The organism is Pseudomonas syringae CC1557 (assembly GCF_000452705.1).
Classification (GTDB): domain Bacteria; phylum Pseudomonadota; class Gammaproteobacteria; order Pseudomonadales; family Pseudomonadaceae; genus Aquipseudomonas; species Aquipseudomonas syringae_F.
In genome coordinates this window covers 440,636-463,455 of sequence record NZ_CP007014.1, presented here as the reverse complement: position 1 = coordinate 463,455, position 22,820 = coordinate 440,636, and the positions used below count along the sequence as shown (strand labels likewise).

Annotated in this window: 25 protein-coding genes and 1 pseudogene; 15 read left to right on the top strand and 11 right to left on the bottom strand. The window is 61.3% G+C overall.

The window, feature by feature from the left end:
- Positions 1-163: 163 nt before the first annotated feature.
- Positions 164-883 carry a 16S rRNA (uracil(1498)-N(3))-methyltransferase gene (locus tag N018_RS02150; protein ID WP_024646486.1) on the top strand — a complete coding sequence of 240 codons (720 nt, stop codon included), beginning with the start codon at positions 164-166 and terminating at the stop codon, positions 881-883.
- A gap of 223 nt (positions 884-1,106) precedes the next feature.
- Here N018_RS02150 and trhA read toward each other — a convergent pair whose 3' ends face one another.
- A complete protein-coding gene (gene trhA / locus N018_RS02145; RefSeq protein ID WP_025388734.1) occupies positions 1,107-1,721 on the bottom strand; it encodes a PAQR family membrane homeostasis protein TrhA in 615 nt (204 codons plus the stop codon).
- Between the two features lie 122 nt (positions 1,722-1,843).
- On the opposite strand from trhA, the gene N018_RS02140 reads away from it, so the two are divergent.
- On the top strand, positions 1,844-2,770 hold the full coding sequence (locus N018_RS02140) for a LysR family transcriptional regulator (protein WP_024646484.1): 927 nt from the start codon (positions 1,844-1,846) through the stop codon (positions 2,768-2,770).
- Between the two features lie 8 nt (positions 2,771-2,778).
- Here the strand turns inward: N018_RS02140 and madM are convergent, their stop codons facing one another.
- The 9 genes from madM to mdcA form a co-directional block, all read right to left on the bottom strand.
- Positions 2,779-3,543 (bottom strand): malonate transporter subunit MadM, encoded by a 765-nt coding sequence (gene madM, locus N018_RS02135; RefSeq protein ID WP_024646483.1) that lies wholly within the window; start codon positions 3,541-3,543, stop codon positions 2,779-2,781.
- Position 3,544: 1 nt separating this feature from the next.
- The gene (gene madL, locus N018_RS02130; protein WP_025388733.1) at positions 3,545-3,961 is read right to left on the bottom strand and encodes a malonate transporter subunit MadL; all 417 of its coding nucleotides are present in this window, start codon (positions 3,959-3,961) and stop codon (positions 3,545-3,547) included.
- A gap of 69 nt (positions 3,962-4,030) precedes the next feature.
- Positions 4,031-4,966 carry a malonate decarboxylase subunit epsilon gene (gene mdcH / locus N018_RS02125; RefSeq protein WP_025388732.1) on the bottom strand — a complete coding sequence of 312 codons (936 nt, stop codon included), beginning with the start codon at positions 4,964-4,966 and terminating at the stop codon, positions 4,031-4,033.
- Positions 4,963-5,601 carry a malonate decarboxylase holo-ACP synthase gene (locus tag N018_RS02120; protein WP_025388731.1) on the bottom strand — a complete coding sequence of 213 codons (639 nt, stop codon included), beginning with the start codon at positions 5,599-5,601 and terminating at the stop codon, positions 4,963-4,965. The genes mdcH and N018_RS02120 overlap by 4 nt, the downstream gene beginning before the upstream one ends.
- The gene (gene mdcE, locus N018_RS02115; protein WP_025388730.1) at positions 5,595-6,395 is read right to left on the bottom strand and encodes a biotin-independent malonate decarboxylase subunit gamma; all 801 of its coding nucleotides are present in this window, start codon (positions 6,393-6,395) and stop codon (positions 5,595-5,597) included. The genes N018_RS02120 and mdcE overlap by 7 nt, the downstream gene beginning before the upstream one ends.
- The gene (locus N018_RS02110; RefSeq protein ID WP_025388729.1) at positions 6,392-7,243 is read right to left on the bottom strand and encodes a biotin-independent malonate decarboxylase subunit beta; all 852 of its coding nucleotides are present in this window, start codon (positions 7,241-7,243) and stop codon (positions 6,392-6,394) included. The genes mdcE and N018_RS02110 overlap by 4 nt, the downstream gene beginning before the upstream one ends.
- A complete protein-coding gene (locus N018_RS02105) occupies positions 7,236-7,535 on the bottom strand; it encodes a malonate decarboxylase subunit delta (RefSeq protein ID WP_025388728.1) in 300 nt (99 codons plus the stop codon). Before N018_RS02105 ends, N018_RS02110 begins: the two co-directional genes overlap by 8 nt.
- A gap of 1 nt (position 7,536) precedes the next feature.
- Positions 7,537-8,412, bottom strand: coding sequence for a triphosphoribosyl-dephospho-CoA synthase (locus N018_RS02100; protein WP_024646476.1), 876 nt, complete (start codon positions 8,410-8,412; stop codon positions 7,537-7,539).
- Positions 8,412-10,088, bottom strand: coding sequence for a malonate decarboxylase subunit alpha (gene mdcA / locus N018_RS02095; RefSeq protein ID WP_024646475.1), 1,677 nt, complete (start codon positions 10,086-10,088; stop codon positions 8,412-8,414). The genes N018_RS02100 and mdcA overlap by 1 nt, the downstream gene beginning before the upstream one ends.
- A 264-nt stretch (positions 10,089-10,352) precedes the next feature.
- On the opposite strand from mdcA, the gene N018_RS02090 reads away from it, so the two are divergent.
- A complete protein-coding gene (locus N018_RS02090) occupies positions 10,353-10,757 on the top strand; it encodes a PAAR domain-containing protein (RefSeq protein ID WP_025388727.1) in 405 nt (134 codons plus the stop codon).
- 118 nt (positions 10,758-10,875) lie between these two features.
- Here the strand turns inward: N018_RS02090 and N018_RS02085 are convergent, their stop codons facing one another.
- On the bottom strand, positions 10,876-11,655 hold the full coding sequence (locus N018_RS02085) for a ParA family protein (RefSeq protein ID WP_024646473.1): 780 nt from the start codon (positions 11,653-11,655) through the stop codon (positions 10,876-10,878).
- A 306-nt stretch (positions 11,656-11,961) separates the two neighbouring features.
- Between N018_RS02085 and N018_RS02080 the strand changes: the two genes are divergently transcribed.
- The 12 genes and pseudogenes from N018_RS02080 (at position 11,962) to N018_RS02025 (ending at position 22,771) form a co-directional block, all read left to right on the top strand.
- The gene (locus tag N018_RS02080; protein WP_025388726.1) at positions 11,962-12,681 is read left to right on the top strand and encodes a beta-ketoacyl synthase chain length factor; all 720 of its coding nucleotides are present in this window, start codon (positions 11,962-11,964) and stop codon (positions 12,679-12,681) included.
- Complete coding sequence (locus N018_RS02075; RefSeq protein ID WP_024646471.1) at positions 12,657-13,469, top strand: lysophospholipid acyltransferase family protein; 813 nt, start codon at positions 12,657-12,659, stop codon at positions 13,467-13,469. Before N018_RS02080 ends, N018_RS02075 begins: the two co-directional genes overlap by 25 nt.
- Entirely contained in the window at positions 13,444-13,704 is a 261-nt protein-coding gene (locus N018_RS02070; protein WP_025388725.1) for a phosphopantetheine-binding protein, read from the top strand. Before N018_RS02075 ends, N018_RS02070 begins: the two co-directional genes overlap by 26 nt.
- Before the next feature lie 9 nt (positions 13,705-13,713).
- A complete protein-coding gene (locus N018_RS02065; RefSeq protein ID WP_024646469.1) occupies positions 13,714-13,968 on the top strand; it encodes an acyl carrier protein in 255 nt (84 codons plus the stop codon).
- On the top strand, positions 13,965-14,510 hold the full coding sequence (locus tag N018_RS02060) for a membrane protein (protein ID WP_024646468.1): 546 nt from the start codon (positions 13,965-13,967) through the stop codon (positions 14,508-14,510). The genes N018_RS02065 and N018_RS02060 overlap by 4 nt, the downstream gene beginning before the upstream one ends.
- Positions 14,511-14,520: 10 nt before the next feature.
- Positions 14,521-16,203, top strand: a complete 1,683-nt coding sequence (locus tag N018_RS02055; protein ID WP_025388724.1) for an acyl-CoA synthetase family protein — start codon at positions 14,521-14,523, stop codon at positions 16,201-16,203.
- On the top strand, positions 16,196-16,930 hold the full coding sequence (locus N018_RS02050; protein ID WP_025388723.1) for a glycosyltransferase family 2 protein: 735 nt from the start codon (positions 16,196-16,198) through the stop codon (positions 16,928-16,930). Before N018_RS02055 ends, N018_RS02050 begins: the two co-directional genes overlap by 8 nt.
- The gene (locus N018_RS02045; protein ID WP_024646465.1) at positions 16,927-17,874 is read left to right on the top strand and encodes an LpxL/LpxP family acyltransferase; all 948 of its coding nucleotides are present in this window, start codon (positions 16,927-16,929) and stop codon (positions 17,872-17,874) included. The genes N018_RS02050 and N018_RS02045 overlap by 4 nt, the downstream gene beginning before the upstream one ends.
- Positions 17,855-19,402: an HAL/PAL/TAL family ammonia-lyase gene (locus N018_RS02040; protein ID WP_025388722.1), complete on the top strand. Its 1,548-nt coding sequence runs from the start codon at positions 17,855-17,857 to the stop codon at positions 19,400-19,402. The genes N018_RS02045 and N018_RS02040 overlap by 20 nt, the downstream gene beginning before the upstream one ends.
- Positions 19,392-19,829: an acyl-CoA thioesterase gene (locus N018_RS02035; RefSeq protein WP_024646463.1), complete on the top strand. Its 438-nt coding sequence runs from the start codon at positions 19,392-19,394 to the stop codon at positions 19,827-19,829. Before N018_RS02040 ends, N018_RS02035 begins: the two co-directional genes overlap by 11 nt.
- Positions 19,826-20,440: an outer membrane lipoprotein carrier protein LolA gene (locus tag N018_RS02030; protein ID WP_025388721.1), complete on the top strand. Its 615-nt coding sequence runs from the start codon at positions 19,826-19,828 to the stop codon at positions 20,438-20,440. The genes N018_RS02035 and N018_RS02030 overlap by 4 nt, the downstream gene beginning before the upstream one ends.
- Positions 20,424-22,771 (top strand): annotated as a pseudogene (locus N018_RS02025) (MMPL family transporter). Before N018_RS02030 ends, N018_RS02025 begins: the two are co-directional and overlap by 17 nt.
- Positions 22,772-22,820: the final 49 nt, after the last annotated feature.

The window sequence follows — 22,820 nt, the reverse complement described above, 5'->3', positions numbered from 1 at the left end:
TGGAATTTGCGGCTTCGCGACTGACACCTTTGCGGACAAGTCCGCTCCTGCATTAGAGCGGCGTTGTCCGCAAAGACACTGCACATGTGGGAGCGAACCGGGCGACGCTTCGCTTGTCCGCGAAAGCGTCATCACAGAACGAACACCGGAACCGAGACACACCATGAGACTGTCCCGCTTTTTTACTGAAACGCCGCTGAGCCTGGGCGAGCACGAACTGCCTGAAGCGCAGGCGCATTACATCAGCCGCGTGTTGCGCATGACCGAAGGCGATGCACTGCAACTGTTCGATGGCTCGGGCAACGAGTTTCGCGGCACCTTGCTGGAAGTCGGCAAGAAACGCGTACGTGTGCAACTGACCGAGAGCTTCGCCGGGCAGGTTGAATCGGGCTTGCGCATACATCTGGGTCAGGGCCTGTCGCGTGGCGAGCGGATGGACTGGGCGATTCAGAAAGCCACTGAACTGGGCGTAAGCGAAATTACGCCGATTGTCAGCGAACGCTGCGAAGTGCGTCTCAAGGACGAGCGCGCCGAGAAGCGTCAGGCGCATTGGCAACAGATCGCGATCAGCGCCTGCGAACAGTGCGGTCGTTCGGTGGTACCGGTGATTCACCCGCCGATGCCGCTGGCGGACTGGATCAAGCTCACCGAAGCCGACCTGAAACTGGTCCTGCACCCGGTGGCCGAACCGCTGACCCGCCATGCAAAACCCGAAACCCTGGCCTTCCTGATCGGCCCTGAAGGCGGTTTGAATGACGCGGAAGTCGATCAGGCAAAAGACGCCGGCTTCCACGCAGCCCGCTTAGGCCCACGCGTCCTGCGCACCGAAACCGCCCCGGTGGTCGCACTCAGCGTGGCACAGCAGCTGTGGGGCGATTTCTGACTGCTGATAATCGTCCCCACGCTCCAGCGCTCACGGTTATACACAAATCTACCTGTTTATCGTGCCAATGCTCTGCGTTGGCATGCATTTCGTGACGCTCCGCGTCACCCGTCTGCGCCGCACTGAAGGCTCAAGAGCGGACGCGGAGCGTCCAGAAAGGCATTACCACGCTGGAGTGGTCACGATAATCGGGTCAACGAGAACCTGGCTTCAGCGCGCACCCTCAAAGCACATAAAAACAGATCGCCACAAAGTGCATCAAACTGCCGCCGATCACGAACAGGTGCCAGATGCCGTGAAAGTGGCGTTTGTGGTCGTAGGCAAAGAACAGGATGCCGACCGTGTACAGCACACCGCCGCCTGCCAGCCAGATGAAACCTGCGGTGCCGAGCGCGGCGATCAGCGGTTTGACGGCCACCAGGACGATCCAGCCCATCACTGCATAAATCACGATGGACAGGATTCGCGCTTCGGAACGCGGTTTTATCTCTTGCAGGATGCCGATCAGCGCCAGCCCCCAGACAATGCCGAACAGCGTCCAGCCCCACGCGCCGCGCAAGGTCACCAGACAGAACGGTGTGTAACTGCCGGCAATCATCAGGTAGATCGAAAAATGATCAACCTTCTGCATGATCGACTTCGTGCGGCCCTGAACGCTGTGGTAAATGGTCGACACGCTGTACAGCGTGATCAGGCAGGCGCCGTAGATCGCAATGCTGACTACCTTCCAGGCATCACCCTGCAGACTGGCCAGTACGAGCAGCCAGATCGCGCCAACAGTCGCCAGCACGGCACCGATCAAGTGTGACCACGCGTTGAATTTTTCTCCGTAGTACATCTGCTTGTTGCCCTCACCTAGAGAAAATACCGATGACAGAGGCTCCCGGTTATTGAAACAAAGAGCAACGTATCTGTCATTACAGGGCACAATCAGCCCACACCAACAACAAGCGCCACACCATGCAAATCGATGACGAACTCACGCTGAAGAAACTGGAAATATTCCTGGCGTTCATGCGCACCGGCAATCTGGCCCGTGCTGCGGAGGAGTTGCAGACCAGTAACGTCAGCGTCCACCGCGCCATTCATTCGCTGGAAAGCGCCCTGCGCTGCCCGCTGTTCAAACACGAGGGCCGCAACCTGACACCTTTGGAAAGCGCTTATGTGCTTGAAGAGCGCGCGCAGAAACTGGTGCAGGATGTGCTCGCCACCGTGGAACTGACTCGTCAGGCGGCGGGCTTCTCGGCAGCGCGCTTTCGGCTTGGGGCGCTGTACTCGCTGACGGTCAAGACCGTGCCGCAGCTGATCATGGGCTTGAAGATCCGCCGCAGCGAACTGAATATCGACCTGATTCTGGGCTCGAACATCGACCTGCTCTACAAGCTCAAGAACATGGAAGTAGACGCCATGCTGGTCGCGCTGGACGAGAGCACCAATGACCAGGACTGCGAGCATCTCGCGCTGTTTTCCGATGATATCTTTCTTGCCGTCCCTACCGACTCGCCGTTCGCCGAACGCAACGAAGTCGACCTGAGCGACCTGCGCGAAGCGACGTTCATCACGCTGACCCAAGGCTTCGCTACACATCGTGACGGTATCCGGGTTTTTCGTCAGGCTGGGTTCGAGCCCAAGGTAGCGATGCAGGTGAATGACATTTTCACCCTGTTGAGCATGGTCAGTTCCGGCGTCGGCTATGCGTTGCTGCCGGGCAGAATAGCTGCGGTCTATGAAAACCGTGTGCGACTGATTCCGTTGCAGAGCCGCTACCGGATGCAGCAACACATCGGCATGGTTTTTCTCAAATCCAAAGAGCGCGATCCCAACCTGCTGGCGCTATTGGCCGAATGCCGGATGTACGCCAATCGCCTGCTGGAGCAGGCGACCTGATCAGCCCGCTAGCCGACGATAGCGCGAACGATGAAATACAACACTGACGGCCCGAGCAAACAGCCGAGCCCGGTATGGAACGTGGCGGTCAGGGCACCATAAGGCACCAGACGCCGATCTGTCGCCGCCAACCCTGCAGTCACACCACTGACCGTACCCGCCAGGCCACCGAAGACCATCGCCGAGCGCGGATTATCCAGCCCCATCCAGCGCGCCGCCATGGGCGTGCCGACCATCACCAGAATCGCCTTGATCAGGCCGGTGGCAATCGACAGCGCCATGACGTCCGAGCTTGCCCCCAGGGCAGCGCCGGTAACAGGACCCACGATATAGGTCACTGCACCCGCGCCAATGGTGGTCATGCTGATGGCATCGCGATAGCCAAACATCCAGGCAATGCTCGCACCGACGATGAACGGCAGAATCGTGCCCAGCAGCAAGGCAATCACCCCGATCAGCCCGGCCTTGCGTGCTTCAGTGGCCTGCACCTCGAAGGCCGTCGCCACGATGGCGAAATCACGCAACATCGCCCCGCCCATCAGACCGATGCCGGAGAACAGCGTGATGTCGGCGAGCCCCTTCTGGCCACCCGTCAAGGTACCGCCGACCCAGGCCAGAATCAGGCCGATGACAATGGCGATCGCCGAGCCATGCACCCTGCCGAAGGTCAGGCGCTTTGAAAGCACCACCGATACCCACATGATGATGCCGACAAAGGCGAATGCGGTAATAAGGCCGTTGTGTTCAAGTCCTTTCTCGATGAGATCCCACATATCAGCGACCTCCAGCCGGGGTGATTTCAGGCGTCAGCAGCGGCTCTTCCTCGGGCAACGGCTCGCCCCGGTTGGTGCGACTGATCAGCGCGATGGTGCAGGCACACAGCACCACCGAACCCAGCGCGGCTAATACCGCCACCGGGCCGCCTTTCAGCGCGGTGACGACGTTTTGTTGCGCGGCCATTGCGACCACCACCGGGATGTACAGCGCACCCCAGAAACCGACGCCCATTTCGCAGCCCTTGCTCATGCCGCCGTGTTTTTCCATCCACAGGCGCGCGCAGATCAACAGGATCATGGCGATCCCGACCCCGCCCACGTTGGATTTGACGCCCAGCAGTACGCCGAGCATGTCGCCGAGAATCACGCCCGCAAGCGTGCAGATAGCCAGTAGTGCAACACCGTAGATAATCATTGTTGTTATTCCTCTGTTCGCATTGCTGAAGTTGTTGTTTTTGTCCTTCGTAGCATCTGCACGGCGGCTCTATCGGGTGCGGCAGCCCTCCTCTCGCGACAGCGCGACCAGACTGTCCAGACGCGCCGCCTGAAACGCCAGCGCGGTGCCTTGCTGGAAAACCTTGCGCGCCAGCCCGGTCAGTACCGACCCGGGCGGCAGCTCGATGTGCAGGCGCACGCCACGCTCGTAGGCGGTTTCCACCGTGCTGCGCCAGTCGATAACCCGACACATATTGAAAGCCAGATCGTCACGCAGCTTTTCGGTACTCAACAGCGGGCGTGCCGTGCTGCCGCTGAGGTAGCGCACTGTCGGTGTTTTCAATTGAATGCGTGAAAAAGCCTCGGCCAGCTGTTGTGCGGGCGCTTCCAGCAAAGAGCAATGCGACGGCACGCTGACCGCAAGTCGCTTTACCGCTGCGGCACCGGCCGCTCTGGCCAGTTGACCAACCTGCTGCATCGCCTCGGCGCTGCCTGCGATAACCATCTGATTGTCGGCGTTGATATTGGCGAGAAAAACCGGGGTTTTCGGGCTATTTGTTTGCCCGATCATCACCTCGACCCGAGCCTGATCCAGCCCGATGACAGCGGTCATTCCATAGCCCTCGGGGTAAGCGCGCTGCATCAGTTCGCCACGCAGCGCGACTAGCCGCAGCGCATCGTCGAAGGCCAGCGCGCCACAGATGACCGCTGCCGGATACGCGCCGATTGACAGCCCTGCGACGTAATCCGGCACGCAGCCACGCGCCTGCAACATGCGGGCGCAGGCGACACCGGCGATCAGCAGGCACAGCTGAACAGCGCGGGTCGATTGCAACGCCTGAGCAGTGTCCAGCGCCGAGACCTCTTCACCCAGCGCATCGGCAGCTTCCTGCAGACAATCGCGAACCACCGGGTCCTCGGGCAACTGATGCAGCATGCCTGCCTGCTGCGCGCCTTGACCGGGAAACGCCCACAGGCTGCTCATGCGCACGCCTCGACCAGATGCCACGGGTCTGTCACCAGTCGCGCCCCGCTGGCGGTCTTGAGCAACACGCGACCGGCTGGCCGCGCCCATTCACTCAGCGCGACTGCGCCCTGATCAAGCTGTAGCTGGACATCCACCCGGCAGACCGATGTTTCCAGCGCTTCGACCAGCTCGGCTGCACAGCGCCGGCTGAACGGCTGGGGCGTACGCAGAATCAGGTCCAGATCGCTGTCCTGATGCAATGCCGGGCAGCCGCTGGCCAATTCAAATCCGGCACTGCCACCGACACCCCAGACCAGCTCCAGTGCGTCCATCACAGGACGGACCTGACGCAAGGCGCGCAGCGCTGGCCAGTCGTGACTGCTGTCGGGAGGACAATCAAGCACTTGTTCGGGGGTAACCCAGCGATAGACATCCGCCAGCAACATACCCGCTCCGTAGCGCTGTTCGCGCCCCCGGCCACGCAAGCCTACCGCCACCTGACCGGCTGGCATCAGTTGACGCCGCACGACGACCGGCTGCCCGGCGAGTAACACTTCGACCGCCCACTTGGGCGCATCGTCCGGCAAGGCAGACAGCGGCATGCCCCACAACAAATCGTGGGGCAGCACCGCAAGGGCGTTATTAATCACCACTGCGCCCGCATCAACTGACGCACTTTCGCCGAAGCCGCACGGTTGCTCGCTCCCAGACGACTGCTCAGGTCGACGCCACTGGCCTGCACGTCCTTGATCGCACGGCTCAGCACGCTGCGCACCTGATCCAGGTCATCTGCCGCAGGTTGCTCGATCTGGCTGACCGACAGGGTTTCCCAAAGCAGACCCAGGCTGGCGTAGCTGTCGATGTCGTAGGCCATCGGCGGGATGCTGGCGGCAAGCTTTTCCAGTTCTTCGACACTGCGCAGGGTCACGCGGGCGGCCGAGGCCTTGCCCATGGCGTGCACCATAACGCCGGGATCACGCAGTGCGATCAGTCGATTGGCTTGATAGCCGTGGGCCAGGAATGCGCCGGACATCGCTTTGCCGACCAAAAGGCCGATTACCGGATGCCCCGCCAGACGGGCCCGCGCATAACTGTCCACCGCACCGGCCAATGCCTGGTGAATACCGAGCGCTTCTTCGCGACGCCCATAGGCCTGGCTCGGTACGTCGACGATGGCAATCAGGGCGCGCTTTTCGGCGCGGTCGCGATCCTGCTCGACAGCCTCGTCCACTGCCTTGGCCAGGCCCCAGCCTTCCAGCAGGCCGACTTCACCCTGACGCGCCCGAGGGAAGCGGTTGTCGGTATCGGCAATCACTGCCAGAAAGCGTACCGGCTGGTCGCCCAGCAGACCGTCGGCCACCTTGATCGAGGCAGGCTGGTCCGTGACTTCTCTGGCACCTGCGCTCAAGGCGTTGAACCAGTTCAAACCCCGCAGTGAATGACTCATGACCGGGCTCCTTGATAAAGGGTGCGCACACCTTGCGGATCGATTTGCAGCTCAGTGTCCAAGCGGGTCAGGCGTTGCAGGAACAGTTCGTACTGACTGCTGCGATGCGTTTCAGGCACGCCCTGCTTGAGCCAGTCACTGACCTGCTGACGGATATCGGCCACATCGTCTGCGGCAAAGCCGTCCACCAGGGCGCTGGCGAAACGCTGCTCACCGCCGGTCAGGCTCCAGATAAAAGGTCGGTCGCGGGAGTCGTACTCTTCAATGCCGGCTTCCTGCTCGATCACCTGCGGACCGTTCAGACCGAGACGGGCTTCCTGGGTAACCAGCAGATAACTGCACAAGCCTGCGGCAATCGACATTCCGCCAAAACAGCCGACGCTGCCTGCCACCACGCCAATCACTGGCTGGTACTGGCGCAGATCGACCATCGCGGCATGTATCTCGGCAATCGCCGCCAGCCCGAGATTGGCCTCCTGCAAACGCACGCCACCGGTTTCCAGCAACACGATGGCGGCAGTAGGAATGCCGTTGCGGTTGTCCTCGGCCGCAAGCTCCAGCGCTCCTGCCATTTTCGCACCGCCGACTTCGCCCATGCTGCCACCCTGAAATGAGCCTTCAATGGCGGCGATCACCACCGGCCGGCCATCGACCGTACCTTTGGCGACCACCACGCCATCATCGGCCTGCGGCACTACGCCTTGCATGGCCAGCCAAGGCGACATGACACGATCAAACGGGCCGAGCAATTCCCTGAAACTACCCGCATCCAGCAAGGCGCGGGCACGCTGGCGGGCACCGAGTTCGATGAAGCTGTGCTGACTCAGCAAGCGTGCGTTATCAGTCATGGCCGATCTCCTCGAAGCCCTGCTCCAGACGCAACCGCACCACGCCGGGGGTTGCGCCGAAGTCATGAATGTCGATGCTCAGCGCGGGCGGCGTCTGACCGTCGAACATGCGCTCGAACAGGTGCTTCCAGCGCAGCGCAGCGCCGTTGACCGAGGTCACCACCTGAATCGACAGAGTGCCCGGCTGACCCGGCTCCAGCAGCACTTCCAGATCACCGGAGCCGACCACACCCACCAACGCCCGGCCTTTCGGCGGCTGTCCGGCGGGGAACTCAAAAGACAGGGTTTCCATTTCAGGCACTCCTTGAAACAAGGCCGAGCGCAGGCTCCAGGCCATCGATAAACAGGCAGGCGGCGAGCAAGTCAGCCGCGCCGCCGGGCGAGGCATTGAGGGCCAGCAGTTGCTGATCCAATTCATTCAGCGCACGACGACCGGCCAGGCTGGCACTGCCTCCCGCGTCCAGCACGCGTTGCGCGCCCTGCTGCATGGCGTTCAGCCCTTCGAGGCCAGAACGATGCAACACACAGGTGTCGGTCAGGCAGGTCATGATTGCCAGCAGTGCATCAAGCCGGGCGTTCTGTTCGCCACAGCCCGCCGCACGACTGCGCTGCAATTGCGGCAGCGCAAACTGAGTGACAGCAGGAAAACCCTGCTGCGCCTGCTCTCTGGCACCCATGACACCATAGCGGCGAACCACTTCATTGCCGTGACTGTGTTGCGTGATGACCTGCCGATCCTGGATCTGCGCCAGACTGGCCGCTCGCTGGCAGATCGTTTGCGCTGTGCAGTCTTGCGGGTCCAGCGCCGCCGACGTCACCAACAGGCCCAATGCCCAGATCGCACCACGATGCGTATTTACCCCATCTGTGGTGCGCAGCATGGCAACTTCGCCTTCGCGGCCCAGACGCCCCAGCGTCTCACGCAACGGCTGGCCCACCGCCTTGAACTCCACAGCGGCATCGGCCATCAGTTTGAACGTCGGCCAGAGCGACAGCGCTGAAGCGTGCATCAACCCCAGGTGCAGGTCGGTATGCGCGCCGTTGCCACGCCGATCCACCAGCGCAGGTTTGGGTGACAGGTCGGCTTCGTCGATCAATGCGTCGATGGCCAGATCTGCCAGTTGTTCGGCCAGCGAGGCAGATTGCGGTGTCCGTTGCAGTGCGCTCATCACCAGCTCCTGAATTTGGCAGGTGGGTTATAGAGACCACCGGACCATTCGACCAGCTCGGCGATACTCTTGGCGGCCAGCAGCTCGCGGCTGGCGTCGGTGCGGCGGATGCCGAGGTCTTCCGGCAGCGCGATCAAGCCTTCACGACGCATGCGCGCCGTGTCTTTCGGGTTGTGGCGCAAGCCGATGACGGTCACACCCGCCACGGCGGCAATCATTGCCTGACGCTCTTCCAGACTGCGCGCCTTGTAGAGGTAGGCGATGCCTTCTTCGGTCAACAAATGAGTGACGTCGTCGCCGTAGATCATGATCGGCGCCAGCGGCATACCGCTTTTCTTCGCCACCTCGACCGCGTCCAGCGTTTCGACGAAGGTGGGTTTGCCACCTTCCTGAAAGGTCTCGACCATCTGCACCACCAGTTTCTTGCCGCGCTCAAGATAGGCAGCCGGGCCGTCATCCTGCTGCTGACGCATGTCCAGCCAGGCCGGGGTTGCGTGACGCCGACCACGCGGGTCATGGCCCATGTTCGGCGCGCCGCCGAAGCCTGCCAGACGCCCCCGGGTGACGGTGGAGGAATGCCCGTCGCCATCGACCTGAAGCGTCGCGCCGATGAACAGGTCCACCGCGTACTGGCCGGCCAGCTGGCACAGTTGCCGGTTGGAACGCAGCGAGCCGTCGCGCCCGGTGAAGAACACGTCCGGGCGGGCAGCAATGTAATTTTCCATACCCAGTTCGGTGCCGAAACAATGCACGCTCTCGACCCAGCCACTTTCGATGGCCGGGATCAGGGTCGGGTGCGGGTTAAGCGTCCAGTTGCGGCAGATCTTGCCTTTCAGCCCCAGCGACTCGCCGTAGGTCGGCAGGATCAGCTCGATGGCGGCGGTGTTGAAACCGATGCCATGGTTCAACGACTGCACGTTGTGTTTTTCATAGATTCCGCGAATCGCCATCATCGCCATCAGCACATGCACCGGCTTGATGTGACGCGGGTCGCGGGTGAACAGGGGTTCTATGTAGAACGGCTTGTCGGCGACCACCACGAAGTCCACCCACGAAGCGGGAATATCGACCCGAGGCAGCTCACTAACGTCATCCACCAGTTGATTGACCTGAACAATGACGATGCCATCGCTGAAGGCAGCAGGTTCGATCAGTGCCGGGGTGTCTTCGGTGCTGGGCCCGGTGTAGATGTTCCCGGCCCGGTCGGCCATGAAGCCTGCCGCCAGCACCACGTTGGGGATCAGGTCCACCACCAGGCGCGAATACAGTTCGATGTAGGTGTGAATCGCACCGATTTCCAGCAGGCCATCTTCCAGCAACTGGCTGATGCGCAGGCTTTGCGTGCCGGCAAAGGAGAAATCCAGCTTGCGCGCGATGCCCTGCTCGAAGAGGTCCAGATGCTCGGCGCGGCCGACGCTGGGCATAATCATGTGCAAGTCATGCACCTTGCCCGGATCGACCTTGGCCAGCGCGCGGGAGAGGAAGTCCGCCTGCTTCTGGTTATTGCCCTCAAGCACCACCCGATCCCCGGAAACCAACAAAGCCTCCAGTGCGGCGACGATTTTATCGGTCGGCAACACGACGCCGTCGGCCAACGCCCGCACCTGCTCCAGACGCCGTTGCTTCTCGGTACGACGACGTGTCCAGCGCGCGTCGGGGGAAGTTGTTGTTGTCATGATCGCTCCACGATTTTGCTGTCGTGGAGCACCTTAGGGGCGACAGGTGTCGGGCATCAATCAAGCAGCGAGGCGGATCGTTACGGCTGGAGTAATGATGGGCGAAATGATCATTCAGGTATGACGATTGCGGGCTTGCGAAACACTTGCGAAACGCCCTGCCGATAGTTGCGTAGGACCTGTCTTTAAGTGGTTTTCATTGATCTCTGACGACAAGTTTGCACCTAGAATCCAGGCTTTCCAGAACCGAGAGGGACTACTGCCATGCCGTTAATTGTCAGGGAAGGCGATCCAACCACCACAGGCGGGTTTGTGCTGAGCGCATCAGCCAGCGAGGTCATCGACATGCGCCGCGTGGCGCGCATGGGCGATCTGGTGTGGTGTCCGGCGTGCACAAGCATCGGCTTCATCGCCCAGGGCAACCCGACGTATGTCGATGACCTCGTGGCGGTCGCCACGCAGGGTCATGAAGTAGAGTGCGGCTGCAAACCCGGCAGCAACCGCCTGACCGCGTCCCAGGAACATGTCCAGGCGGATATGGACGCCGCTGTTAGAATCCCTGAAGAACTGGCATCCACAGCGCGGCTTCATGCCGAACATCTGGCCCGCTCACTGAGAGACGGCAGCTATACGCCCGAGGTGCTCAGACTTCTTTCGCAGCCGTGTTGAGTTGCGAATCTCGTGCCCATGCTCCGTATTCAGCATACACATGCTGTGTGGGAGTGAGCTGGCTCACACATGACTTGCGTTTCAACTCTAGCGCCGACGCTCCGTGCAGGTATGCCCATCACGGATGAGCATTGGTTTCCAGCAGGTGATGGAGTTCCACGAACTGCTGCGTCAGCTTATGCCGCGGGTCGAGGTGGATCAGGGGGAGGTTGGCTTGATGCGATTCGCGCATTTTCACCGAGGCATTGAGATAGACCGGCAGCACCGGCAGGCCTTCGGCGATCAGTTCGTCGAGCATCTGCTGCGGCAGGCTGGCTCTTGGCTGGAACTGATTGACGATGATGCCTTCGACCAGGAGAGCCTCGTTGTGATCTTCCTTCAGATCTTCGATTTCACGCATCAGGCCGTACAGGGCCTGGCGCGAGAAGCTGTCGCAGTCGAATGGGATCAATACGCGATCAGACGCAATCAGCGCCGAAACAGCGTAGAAATTAAGCGCAGGAGGCGTATCCAGGTAAATCCGCTCGTAATCCTCGCTCAACTCGTCCAGCAGTTTGCGAAGCTTGTTGATCTTGTGTTTGGCCTCAAGCTTGGGCTGCAGGTCGGCCAGTTCGGCAGTCGCAGTCACTACGTGCAGGTTGTCGAACGGCGTTTCATAGATATCGACGTGGTTCTTTTTGGCGAACGGTGCCGCCGCCAGCGTGTTCTTGAAGAACTCGGCGATCCCCATCGGAATGTCGTTGCCGGTCAGACCCGTGAGGTACTGAGTCGAGTTGGCCTGGGCATCGAGGTCAATCAACAGTGTCCGATAGCCTTCGTGAGCGCTGACTGCAGCCAGATTGCAGGCGATGCTGGATTTGCCGACACCACCTTTCTGATTGAATATCACGCGACGCATGCTTTGGACTCCTTGAAGATGAAGAAACAGCAAGAGTGGCCGATAACGACCCTAAGAAGATCGATTTTAGGCACTACATATTACAGCCGAGAGCTTAACGCAAAACGGCAGGTGTCTGGTTGTCATACACAAAGCAGGTCAAAGCGCGGCAATATCGACCTTATAAGGACTTTCATGTAACAAATTTGCCAGTCATGAGCCCCATCAGGATAATGCGCGCACTCGGTCAAATTACCGCACCCAGGCTGATATCGACCTGATATCGATATAGCGAGAAACATGCCCGCAGGGGCGGGAAGAGAAACCTTGATCACCTTCAACATTGCACGATGGCATGCCTGGGCTCCGGGCCTGGCGAGCGCGGATGACTGGCAGCAGTGGAGTCACAATCCGACGTTGCTGGAGACCAGTGATGAAGCGCCAGACGTATCGTTTCTTCCTGCAATGCAACGCCGACGCCTGGGGCGTATGGCACGGATGGCATTTGCCGTTGGCTGGCCATTGACCGAGGGTTACGACCGGGTGCCACTGGTGTTTGTCTCGCGCCACGGCGAAACCCCGAGAACATTTGAAATTTTGCGTGATCTGGCCGCCGATGAACCGCTTTCACCGACCCAGTTCAGCTTGTCAGTGCATAACGCAGTGATCGGTCTGTGGTCGATCATGCGCGGTGAGACCAGTGAAATGACGGCCCTGGCGGCCGCAGGCGACGGCCTGGAATATGGAGCATTCGAAGCAGCGGCGCTGCTGGCTGAAGGAGCCGAAGCCGTGCTGCTGGTGGTGACGGAAGAGCAGCCACCGCAAGCTTATGCCCAATGGATTGATGACGTGCCTTTTCCCTATGCCGTTGGCTTGCTGTTGACGCCCGGCAACGAGTGGGAACTGTCTTTGCACAGCGACACACAAGGCACCCGGCGAACTCAATGGCCCCACGCATTGAATCTGCTGCAAGCCTTGCACACCCATCAATCCGCCTGCCTGCACCCCTGGAATAACCGGTTATGGAACTGGCAACGCAATCACTGAAAAAGGGCCGGGACGCCTATTACTGGCGTCTGTTTGCAACCGGCATCAGTTTTGCCCTGTTCGGGGTGAGCGGCCTTTGTCTGCGATTGTTTGTTTTCCCGGTATTGAGCTGCCTGCCGGGCAGCCCAGCCAGCCACCAGCGCCGCGCCCGGCGCACCATCAGCCGACTGTTCTGGCGCTTCATTCGCATCATGGCGCGCATGGGCGTGTTGACCTATGACGTTCAGGGGGCCGAAAGACTCGGCCGCCCCGGCCAGATGATCATTGCCAATCACCCGTCGCTGATCGACGTGGTATTCCTGATCGGGCTGGTGCGTGACGCCAACTGCGTCGTCAAGCGCAGCCTGTGGGAGAACCCGTTCACGCGCGGCCCGGTGCGTTCCACCGGCTATATCAGCAACGACGGCAGCATGGACATGCTCGACGCCGCCGTGGAGCGTCTGCAAACCGGCCAGACACTGATCATCTTCCCGGAAGGCACGCGCACCCAGCCCGGCCAGCCGCCGGTCTTTCACCGGGGCGCAGCCGCCATTGCACTGCGTGGCGCGAGCATGATCACGCCGGTAACCATCAAGGTCCACCCGACCACCCTGACCAAGGCTGAGCCCTGGTATCGCATTCCGCAGCGCCGCGTGCACTTCAGTTTGTGCGTCGGTGCCGATATAGACCCCAATGCCTTCAGTACGCTGGGCCCGCCGCCCATAGCGTCCCGCAAGCTCAACGATTACCTGCATGCCTATTTCACCAAGGAGCTCGCCTCAGATGAGCGATCTGCACCAGGACATTAAATTGTTGATCATCGATGCCCTGAGCCTCGAAGACATCACGCCCGAAGACATCGGCAACGACATGACGCTGTTTGGCGAAGGCCTGGGGCTGGATTCGGTGGATGCGCTCGAACTGGGCCTGGTCATCCAGAAACGCTACGGCATCAGGATCGATGCCGATGCGAAGGACACCCGTAACCATTTCGCCAGCGTCGACAGCCTTGTGGCCTTCGTCAGCGCCAGACAATCGGCCTGAGTATTGAACATGCAAACCCGTGAAGACATCTTCGAAATCCTGCGCACCGCAATGGTGGAACTGTTCGAACTCGAGCCCGAAAGGGTCACGCTGGAAGCCAATCTCTATCAGGATCTGGAAATCGATAGCATAGATGCGGTGGACCTGATCGACCACATCAAACGCCAGACCGGCAAGAAGATCGCCGCTGAGGCGTTCAAGTCGGTCAGAACCGTGAATGATGTGGTCGAGGCCGTCTACCGACTGGTCAACGCAGCCGAATGAAACGGCTGATTGGCCTGATCCTGTTGCTGGCCGGTGTGCTGTACCCGTTCGCCGTCTACTGGGGAACCGAACACTTCGCGCCGTGGCAGTTCGCCCTGTTGCTCGGCAGCCTGTGGCTGGCGCGGGCGCTGACGGGCGAGCGCAAGCCCGGCAGCCTGGCGATGGCCATCGTGGCGCTGCTGTTCTGCGTCATGCTCGGGCTGCTCGACAGCCATGTGATGCTGCGCTGGTATCCGGTGTTGGTCAGCGTATTCATGCTCTGCCTGTTTGGCTCCAGCCTGATCTATGGCCCACCGATCGTGGAAAGGATGGCGCGGATAAACCGCCCGGACCTGCCTGAATCCGGTATTCGCTACACTCGCAGGGTGACACAGATCTGGTGCCTGTTCTTTCTGCTCAATGGCCTCACGGCAGCGATGCTGACGTTGTGGGCACCGCTGTCATGGTGGACGCTTTACACCGGGCTGATCTCCTACGGGGTGATGGGCCTGCTGTTTGCAATCGAATGGATCGTCCGCCCGCCCTCTGCGGGGGGCAAATGAAATGGATCGCATGAACTGGCTGAATCTGCAACACCTGCTGCTCGATGCCCTGCCGGGCCGACTGCTGACCCAAGCGCCCGAACTTGACCACGCACAGTTTTGCGCTCAGGCGCTGAGCGTTGCGGCGGGGTTGCAGGCGCGCGGCATCACGCGCATCGCGGTCCATCTTGAAGACGCTGCCGAACTCGGCATCGCGCTGTTCGGTGCCTGGCGCGCCGGTGTGCATGTATTACTGCCCGCCGACCTGCAAGGCCAGACCCGTGAGCGCTGGGCGAATCAGGTCGATCTGTGGCTGACTGACCTGGCAGGCGACGCACATTTAAGCGATCTGCACGCCACGCCGCTCGCTCCAGCAACGCTTGACCTGGACCAGTGTCGACTGAGCCTGTGTACCTCCGGTTCCAGCGGCGAGCCCAAGCTGATTGAAAAGCGCCTGCGGCAACTGGCCAATGAAGTCTGCGGGCTGGAACAGCTGTGGGGCGCAGAACTGGGCGCCGCGTGCATGATCGGCAGCGTGGCGACGCAACACATCTATGGTTTGCTGTTCCGCTTGCTATGGCCGCTGTGCGCTGCGCGTCCATTCGTTCGCCGCCAATTGCCGTTCGCCGAAGACCTGCAACGCGCCAGCGGCGAATACCCATCATTTGCCTGGGTAGCCAGCCCGGCGCTGCTCAAACGCATGGGCGACAACCTCGACTGGACACGCCTGAGCGCCGTGCGCCGGGTATTTTCTTCCGGCGGCGCATTGCCAGCCGACGCAGGGCAAAGCCTGGAACAACGCCTGGGTCAGTGGCCTACAGAAATTCTCGGCAGCTCGGAAACCGGAGGCATCGCCTGGCGGCAGGGCGGGCAACGCTGGCAAGCCTTTGATGGCGTCGAATTGAGCCAGGACAACGACGGCGCACTGCGCATCCGTTCCCCCTACCTGCCGCCCGGCCATGTCGAGCAGACAGCCGATGCCGTGCTGATAGGCGAGGACGGCCGGTTTGAACTACTGGGCAGGCTGGACCGCATCGTCAAACTCGAAGAAAAACGCGTTTCGCTGCCACTGATCGAGCAGGCTCTTACGACTCATGAATGGGTCAGCGAAGCACGCCTGGGGGTCTTTCAAAACAACCGTGCGTCCCTCGGCGCATTGCTGGTACTGAGCGAGAGCGGCTTGCTGGCGCTACGTAATCAAGGCCGTCGCGCGCTGACCGAGGCCTTGCGGCAACACCTGCGTCCACATTGCGAAACCATCGCCCTGCCTCGCCGCTGGCGTTTGTTGCGGCAGATGCCGCTGACGGCCCAGGGCAAGCTGCCTCAGGCAGAGGTCGAGGCGCTGCTCATGGCACCACGCCCGAAACAGCCGGAAGTCGTGGAGCAAAAGACCGTCGATGGCGAACTGCATCTGCAATTGATCGTCCCGCCCGACCTGGCGTTTTTCAGCGGCCACTTCCCCACGGCGCCGATCTTGCCGGGCGTGGTGCAGGTCGACTGGGCGATCAGTCTGGGTCAGCGCCTGCTGGATCTACCGCCCATCTTTGCCGGTATGGAAGTGCTCAAGTTTCAGCAACTGGTGCGCCCCGGCGATCACCTGACATTGACCCTGCGCTTCGATGCCGCCCGTTCAAAGCTGCATTTCGCGTTTCACAATGCCGGGAACGCGCCCTGCTCCAGCGGCCGCATTGTGCTCGGGGTCGAGCATGCATAAGCCTTGTGTGATCATTCCGGTGTTCGACCATGAGCTGGCCGTGCCCCATGTGGTCAAGGCCGTTCGCGAAGCCGGTTTGCCCTGTGTGCTGGTGGACGACGCCAGCAGCCCCGCCTGCGCCGCCGTGTTGCAACAGCTCGCCTTGGGCGATGAAATCTACTTGCTGAGCCTGCCCGTCAATCAGGGCAAGGGCGGCGCGGTCATGGCCGGGTTCAGGGAAGCGGCACGTCTGGGTTTCAGCCATGCGTTGCAAGTCGATGCAGACGGCCAGCATGACCTGAGCAATATTCCGCTGTTTCTGGAGCAGTCACGCCTGCACCCGGATGCGCTGATCTGCGGCTATCCACAGTTCGACGACAGCGTGCCGAAAGGCCGCCTGTACGCGCGCTACCTCACCCACGTCTGGGTGTGGATCAACACGCTGTCGTTGCAGATTCGCGATTCCATGTGTGGCTTTCGGCTGTATCCGCTGGCTCCGGTGCTGACGCTGATCAACGCTGTGCAGATAGGCAAGCGCATGGACTTCGATTCGGAAATCCTCGTGCGCCTGTCGTGGCGCGGTCAGGCGATGCACTGGTTGCCGACCCGCGTTCACTATCCGCAAGACGGGCTGTCGCATTTCCGCCTGTTTCACGACAACGCCCTGATCTCGAAAATGCACGCCAAACTGTTCTTCGGCATGCTGATCCGCGCGCCAATGATTCTGTGGCGCAGGTGGCGGTCATGAGCCTGAAAAAATCGCCCAGGGAGCACTGGGCCAGTCACGAAGAGCGCGGCAGCTTCATGCTCATGAAGCTCACCGCCTGGGGCATGCGCGTTCTGGGTCGTCGCCTGCTCAGCCCGGTGCTGTATGGCATCGTCCTGTATTTCTTTGTGTTCGGCCGACGTGCCCGGCGCAGCATCTGGCAATACCAGCAGCGCCTGTCGGACTGGAGCGCAAGGCCTGAACTGCGCCCGAGCCAGCGGCGGGTGTTCGGCCAGTTCATGGCCTTTGCCGAAGCGTTGCTCGACAAGCTCGACGTGTGGAACGGCAAGCTGGGCCTCGATCAGATCAAGATCATCGACACCGGCCAGATCCGCCAGAACCTGCGCGGCGAGCGCGGGCAAATGCTGGTGGGCGCACACCTGGGCAACCTTGAGGTGTGCCGGGCGCTGGCCGAACTCGGCGAGAAGATCACCATGAACGTGCTGGTGCACACCAAGCACGCCGAACGCTTCAATCGCCTGCTGGGCGAGGCTGGGGCGACCAACCTGCGGCTGATTCAGGTCAGCGAGCTGGACCCGGCGATCATGCTGCAACTGAGCCAGCGTCTGGACGAAGGCGAGTGGCTGGCCATCGCCGGTGACCGCGTCGCACTGCACGGCGGGCGCAACGTGCGTGTCGACTTTCTCGGGCATCCCGCCGCCTTTCCGCAGGGCCCGTGGCTGCTGGCCGGTCTGCTCAAGTGCCCGGTCAATCTGTTTTTCTGCCTCAAGGGCGCGCAGGGCTATCGGGTGATTCTCGAACCGTTCGCCGAGGCCATCGAATGGCGCCGCAGCGACCGTGCTCAGGTCATTGCCCACTGGACTACGCGCTATGCCGACCGGCTGGGGCATTATTGCCTGGAAGCACCGCAGCAGTGGTTCAATTTCTACCCATTCTGGAAGTCCGATGATCAATCAAGCTCCTGACCCGATCGTTTTCGGCGAGCGCGCCCTGTGTATCGAGGACGTGTCGGCACTGGCCAATCGTCAGGTAACCGGCGTACTGCAAGGTGATGAAGGATTTCGCGCGCGCATTGCCAGGGGCGCACAGTTTCTTGATTCGTTGCTGAACAAGGAAGGCGTGATCTACGGTGTTACCACCGGTTATGGCGACTCTTGCGTGGTAGCCGTGCCGCTGGAGCATGTCGAGGCGCTGCCGCGTCATCTGTACACCTTTCATGGCTGCGGACTGGGCAGACTGCTGGATGCTCAAACCACCCGGGCTGTGCTGGCAGCACGTTTGCAGTCGCTGTGTCAGGGCGTTTCCGGAGTCAGGGTCGAACTGCTTGAGCGTTTGCAGGCGTTCATCGACCAGGACATATTGCCGCTGATCCCGGAAGAAGGCTCAGTGGGTGCCAGCGGTGATCTGACGCCTCTGTCTTATGTGGCCGCGGCCCTGTCCGGCGAGCGTGAAGTGCTGTTCCGTGGTGAACGCCACCCGGCCAGCGACGTGCATCGGGAACTCGGCTGGGCACCGCTGGTGCTGCGCCCCAAGGAAGCGCTCGCGCTGATGAACGGCACCGCCGTCATGACCGGCATTGCCTGCCTGGCATTTGCCCGCGCCGATTACTTGTTGCAACTGGCCACCCGCATCACCGCAATGAATGTGGTGGCGCTGCAAGGTAACCCGGAGCATTTCGACGAACGCCTGTTCGCTGCCAAGCCGCATCCGGGCCAGATGCAGGTCGCGGCGTGGCTGCGTCAGGATCTGGCCATCGACGCACCGACCGCCCCGCTGCATCGCCTGCAAGACCGTTACTCGCTGCGCTGCGCACCGCATGTGCTGGGCGTGCTGGCCGACAGCCTGAACTGGTTGCGCTCATTCATCGAGATTGAACTGAACAGCGCCAACGACAACCCGATCATCGATGCCGAAGCCGAGCGCGTGCTGCATGGCGGGCATTTCTATGGCGGGCATATCGCCTTTGCGATGGACAGCCTGAAAACCCTGGTGGCCAACGTTGCGGACTTGCTCGACCGGCAACTGGCGCTGCTGGTGGACGAGCGTTACAACCACGGCCTGCCGAGCAACCTGTCAGGCGCCAGCGCCGAGCGGGCGATGCTCAATCATGGCTTCAAGGCGGTGCAGATCGGCACCAGTGCCTGGACCGCCGAAGCGCTGAAAAACACCATGCCGGCCAGCGTCTTCTCGCGCTCGACCGAATGCCACAATCAGGACAAGGTAAGCATGGGCACCATTGCCGCACGTGACGCCATTCGTGTGCTGGAGCTGACCGAGCAGGTCGCTGCTGCCACGCTGATCGCCGCCAACCAAGGCATCTGGCTGCGCAGCAGGGCTGCCGATGCGCCGCCGCTGCCACCGGCACTGGCGGCCATGCACGTCGAATTGGCGGAAGACTTTGCCCCTGTCATCGAAGACCGGGCACTGGAAGGCGAACTGCGCCTGTGCCTGAAACACATCGCCAACCGCCGCTGGAGGTTGCATGCGCAGTAAAGGCTTCCTGCACCTCGATACAGAAATCGTAGTGCCGTTTTTCGACGTCGACATGATGAACATTGTCTGGCACGGGCATTACGTGAAATACCTTGAAGTGGCGCGCTGTGCACTGCTCGATCATATTGGTCATAACTACATGCACATGCTCGAATCCGGTTATGGTTGGCCGGTGATCGACCTGCAATTGCGCTATGTGCGCAGCGCCGTGTTCGGCCAGAAGCTCAACGTGCGCGCCAGTCTGGTGGAGTGGGAGAACCGCTTGAAAATCAATTATCTGATCACCGATGCCGACACCGGCGAACGACTGACCCGCGCCAGCACGGTGCAGGTGGCTGTCGACCGTGACAGCCGCGAAATGCAACTGGCCTCGCCCAGGGTTTTTGTCGATGCCGTAGAACATGCCATAAAGAGCACCTTGTCATGAGCCGTCCTTTTCGTACCCTGGTTCTGCTGGGTTTGCTGTGCCTGTCTTCGCTGGCGCAGGCGTTCGATCTGCAACAACTGAGTGACCAGCTCGCCAGACCTGCGGTGGTGCAGGGTCGTTTCATTCAGGAAAAGCACCTGCGCTCGCTGCCGCAGCCGTTAGTCAGCAAAGGCCGCTTCGTGCTCGCCAAAGAGCTCGGCCTGCTGTGGTTGCTGGAAACACCGTTGAAACAGGATTACCGCATCAACGCCGACGGTATTGCCCGCCGTGAAACCGCTGGCACGGTCAGCGCCTGGAAACCGGTCCCGAACAAGAATGCCGGGGCCGAGCAGAACCGTCTGTTCCTCGCTGTTCTGCAAGGTGACAGCAGCGGTCTGCAACGTGATTTCGACTTGCAGCTCAAGGGCGATGCAAGCGCGTGGCAACTCACCCTCACCCCACGCTCGCTGTTGCTGCAACAAGTGTTCAAACAGATCAATATCAATGGCGGCGAACTGGTGCAGCGCATCGAACTGCTGGAAACCCAAGGCGACAGCACGGTCCTGAACATGATCGACAGCAGCAGCGCCACAACCCTTACCGATGCGCAGCGTAATGACTTCAGCAACTGAGCGGCTGCTGCCGCGGCTGTTCCTGCTGATTCTGGCGGGCGTCCTCGCGCTGGCCGTCTGGCAATGGCACGACCGCTCGCCGCTGTCGGCCAACCTCATGGAGCTGGTACCGGGCACTGACAACGATGCGCTGGTAACGAGCGCAGAAAAACGTATCCAGGAGCCTCTCAACCGCGAAATGCTGGTACTGGTAGGCCATGCCGACCGCCAGCAAGCCGTCGAGCTGGCCCGTAAACTTGCGCAACAGTGGCAAGCGAGCGGTCTGTTCGAAAAGGTCCAGTGGACGCTGCAAGCCGACCTTCCCGCGCTGCGTACCCAGTTGCTGCGAGGGCGGATCGCCATGCTGCCGACAGCGGACCGGACCCTGCTGATCGACGACCCGAAGACCTTCATCGAGCAGCGCGTGCAAACCCTGTTTGATCCTTTCGCCGGTTTCAGCCTGGTGCCGAGTCAGGAGGACTGGCTGGGCCTGACCGGACGCATTCAGAACGGACTGCCCAGGCAGGGTGCTGTTGAACCCGACCTGGCCAGTGGCGCACTGATCGCCACTGCCGAGGGCAAAAGCTGGGTACTGCTGCGCTCGCGAACCCGCACCGATGCCTTCGACATGCACCTGCCAGGTCAGGTTGCGGACTTGCTGGCGAACGCTCGTGTGCAGGCAGGTCAGGCGGGCGGTCAATTGCTGGCAGCCAGCGGCCTGTTGTATGCCGCAGACGGTCAGAAGCAGGCCAGCCGGGAAATCACCTGGGTCGGCGGCGGTGCGACGGTGGGCATCCTGTTGCTGCTGTTGCTGGCCTTCCGGCGCTGGAGCGTGTTGCTGGCCTTCATCCCGGTGGTGGTCGGCATGCTGTTTGGTGCGGTGGCCTGCGTGGCGCTGTTCGGCAGCATGCACGTCATGACGCTGGTGCTGGGTTCCAGCTTGATCGGCGTAGCGGTGGATTACCCGCTGCATTACCTGTCCAAGAGCTGGAGCCTGAAACCCTGGCGCAGCTGGCCCGCGTTGAGCCTGACGCTGCCGGGGTTGAGCCTGAGCCTGATCACCAGTTGCATCGGTTACCTGGCGCTGGCCTGGACGCCCTTCCCGCGCTGACACAAATCGCAGTGTTCTCGGCGGCCGGGCTGATTGGCGCTTATCTGACTGCGGTGTGTCTGCTGCCTGCGCTGCTCGCCAGAGTAGAGATCCGCCCGGCGCAGTGGCCACTGAAACTGGCGCAACTGCTACTCGATTGCCGCGCAGCATTGTTACAGCACATCAGTACGCCGATTCTACTGGTGCTGTTGTTGGCCTTCTGCGGCGGCGGGCTCTGGCATCTGACTACCAAAAACGATATCCGCCAATGGGTCGCGGCGCCTCAGTCGCTGACCGACGAAGCACAGGCCATCGCACGGATTACCGGTTACCAGCCCACCAGCCAGTTTTTTCTGGTGCGCGGCAAGGATCAGCAGCAGTTGCTGGATCGCCAGTCGGCACTGACTCAGCGTCTTGATCAGTTGATCAGCATGGACAAGCTGCAAGGCTACATGGCAATCAACCAGTTGCTCGATTCACCTGCCGAGCAGCAGGCAACCCGCAGCGCACTGGGCAAACTCCCGCAATACTGGACACCGTTGGTGCAGCTCGGCGTTCCGGCCAGCGCCTTGAAAGCCGAACTTGCTCAATTGCAGGCACTGCCGACACAGGATATCGAACTGGCGCTTCAGGGCCCGCTGAGTGAACCCTGGCGGACGCTCTGGCTGGGCGCCAACGATGAGGGCGTAGCGAGCATTATCAGCCTGCGCGGCCTGAACAGCATGGCGTTGTTGCGCGTACAGGCCACCGGGCTGGAAGGCGTACAACTGGTAGACCGCCTGGGCGAACTCAATGATGTATTTGCCCACACGCAGGTCAGTGCCGCAGAACTGAAACTGGCCTCGTGCGTATTGATCGTCCTGCTGCTGATCGTCCCGTTCGGTTTCAACGGTGCTTTGCGCATCGTCATCCTGCCTTTGCTGGCCGCATTGTGCAGCCTTGCCAGCCTCGGGTGGCTGGGTCAGCCGCTGACCCTGTTCAGCCTGTTCGGGCTGCTGCTGGTCACGGCGATCAGCGTCGATTACGCCATCCTGATGCGCGAGCAGATCGGCGGCGCTGCGGTCAGCCTGCTGGGCACACTACTGGCGGCCGTCACCACCTGGCTGTCGTTCGGGTTGCTGGCGCTTTCCAACACGCCGGCGATCAGCAATTTCGGTCTATCGGTCAGTCTGGGGCTGGCGTTCAGCTTTCTTCTGGCGCCGTGGGCCAGCCCGCGTCAGGTGGCTCATGCGCCGGCCGATGCACAAGAGCCCCGATCATGAGCCATGCCCCTTTTTCGTTACTCCCTGCCACCGTCAAACCGGAAAGGAA

Excerpts from the sequence above, each read along its gene's own strand:
- N018_RS02150 (WP_024646486.1), top strand. The coding sequence starts at position 164 with ATGAGACTGTCCCGCTTTTTTACTGAAACGCCGCTGAGCCTGGGCGAG.
- trhA (WP_025388734.1), bottom strand. The coding sequence starts at position 1,721 with ATGTACTACGGAGAAAAATTCAACGCGTGGTCACACTTGATCGGTGCC.
- N018_RS02140 (WP_024646484.1), top strand. The coding sequence starts at position 1,844 with ATGCAAATCGATGACGAACTCACGCTGAAGAAACTGGAAATATTCCTG.
- madM (WP_024646483.1), bottom strand. The coding sequence starts at position 3,543 with ATGTGGGATCTCATCGAGAAAGGACTTGAACACAACGGCCTTATTACC.
- madL (WP_025388733.1), bottom strand. The coding sequence starts at position 3,961 with ATGATTATCTACGGTGTTGCACTACTGGCTATCTGCACGCTTGCGGGC.
- mdcH (WP_025388732.1), bottom strand. The coding sequence starts at position 4,966 with ATGAGCAGCCTGTGGGCGTTTCCCGGTCAAGGCGCGCAGCAGGCAGGC.
- mdcE (WP_025388730.1), bottom strand. The coding sequence starts at position 6,395 with ATGAGTCATTCACTGCGGGGTTTGAACTGGTTCAACGCCTTGAGCGCA.
- N018_RS02110 (WP_025388729.1), bottom strand. The coding sequence starts at position 7,243 with ATGACTGATAACGCACGCTTGCTGAGTCAGCACAGCTTCATCGAACTC.
- N018_RS02105 (WP_025388728.1), bottom strand. The coding sequence starts at position 7,535 with ATGGAAACCCTGTCTTTTGAGTTCCCCGCCGGACAGCCGCCGAAAGGC.
- N018_RS02100 (WP_024646476.1), bottom strand. The coding sequence starts at position 8,412 with ATGAGCGCACTGCAACGGACACCGCAATCTGCCTCGCTGGCCGAACAA.
- mdcA (WP_024646475.1), bottom strand. The coding sequence starts at position 10,088 with ATGACAACAACAACTTCCCCCGACGCGCGCTGGACACGTCGTCGTACC.
- N018_RS02090 (WP_025388727.1), top strand. The coding sequence starts at position 10,353 with ATGCCGTTAATTGTCAGGGAAGGCGATCCAACCACCACAGGCGGGTTT.
- N018_RS02085 (WP_024646473.1), bottom strand. The coding sequence starts at position 11,655 with ATGCGTCGCGTGATATTCAATCAGAAAGGTGGTGTCGGCAAATCCAGC.
- N018_RS02075 (WP_024646471.1), top strand. The coding sequence starts at position 12,657 with ATGGAACTGGCAACGCAATCACTGAAAAAGGGCCGGGACGCCTATTAC.
- N018_RS02070 (WP_025388725.1), top strand. The coding sequence starts at position 13,444 with ATGAGCGATCTGCACCAGGACATTAAATTGTTGATCATCGATGCCCTG.
- N018_RS02065 (WP_024646469.1), top strand. The coding sequence starts at position 13,714 with ATGCAAACCCGTGAAGACATCTTCGAAATCCTGCGCACCGCAATGGTG.
- N018_RS02060 (WP_024646468.1), top strand. The coding sequence starts at position 13,965 with ATGAAACGGCTGATTGGCCTGATCCTGTTGCTGGCCGGTGTGCTGTAC.
- N018_RS02055 (WP_025388724.1), top strand. The coding sequence starts at position 14,521 with ATGAACTGGCTGAATCTGCAACACCTGCTGCTCGATGCCCTGCCGGGC.
- N018_RS02050 (WP_025388723.1), top strand. The coding sequence starts at position 16,196 with ATGCATAAGCCTTGTGTGATCATTCCGGTGTTCGACCATGAGCTGGCC.
- N018_RS02045 (WP_024646465.1), top strand. The coding sequence starts at position 16,927 with ATGAGCCTGAAAAAATCGCCCAGGGAGCACTGGGCCAGTCACGAAGAG.
- N018_RS02040 (WP_025388722.1), top strand. The coding sequence starts at position 17,855 with ATGATCAATCAAGCTCCTGACCCGATCGTTTTCGGCGAGCGCGCCCTG.
- N018_RS02035 (WP_024646463.1), top strand. The coding sequence starts at position 19,392 with ATGCGCAGTAAAGGCTTCCTGCACCTCGATACAGAAATCGTAGTGCCG.
- N018_RS02030 (WP_025388721.1), top strand. The coding sequence starts at position 19,826 with ATGAGCCGTCCTTTTCGTACCCTGGTTCTGCTGGGTTTGCTGTGCCTG.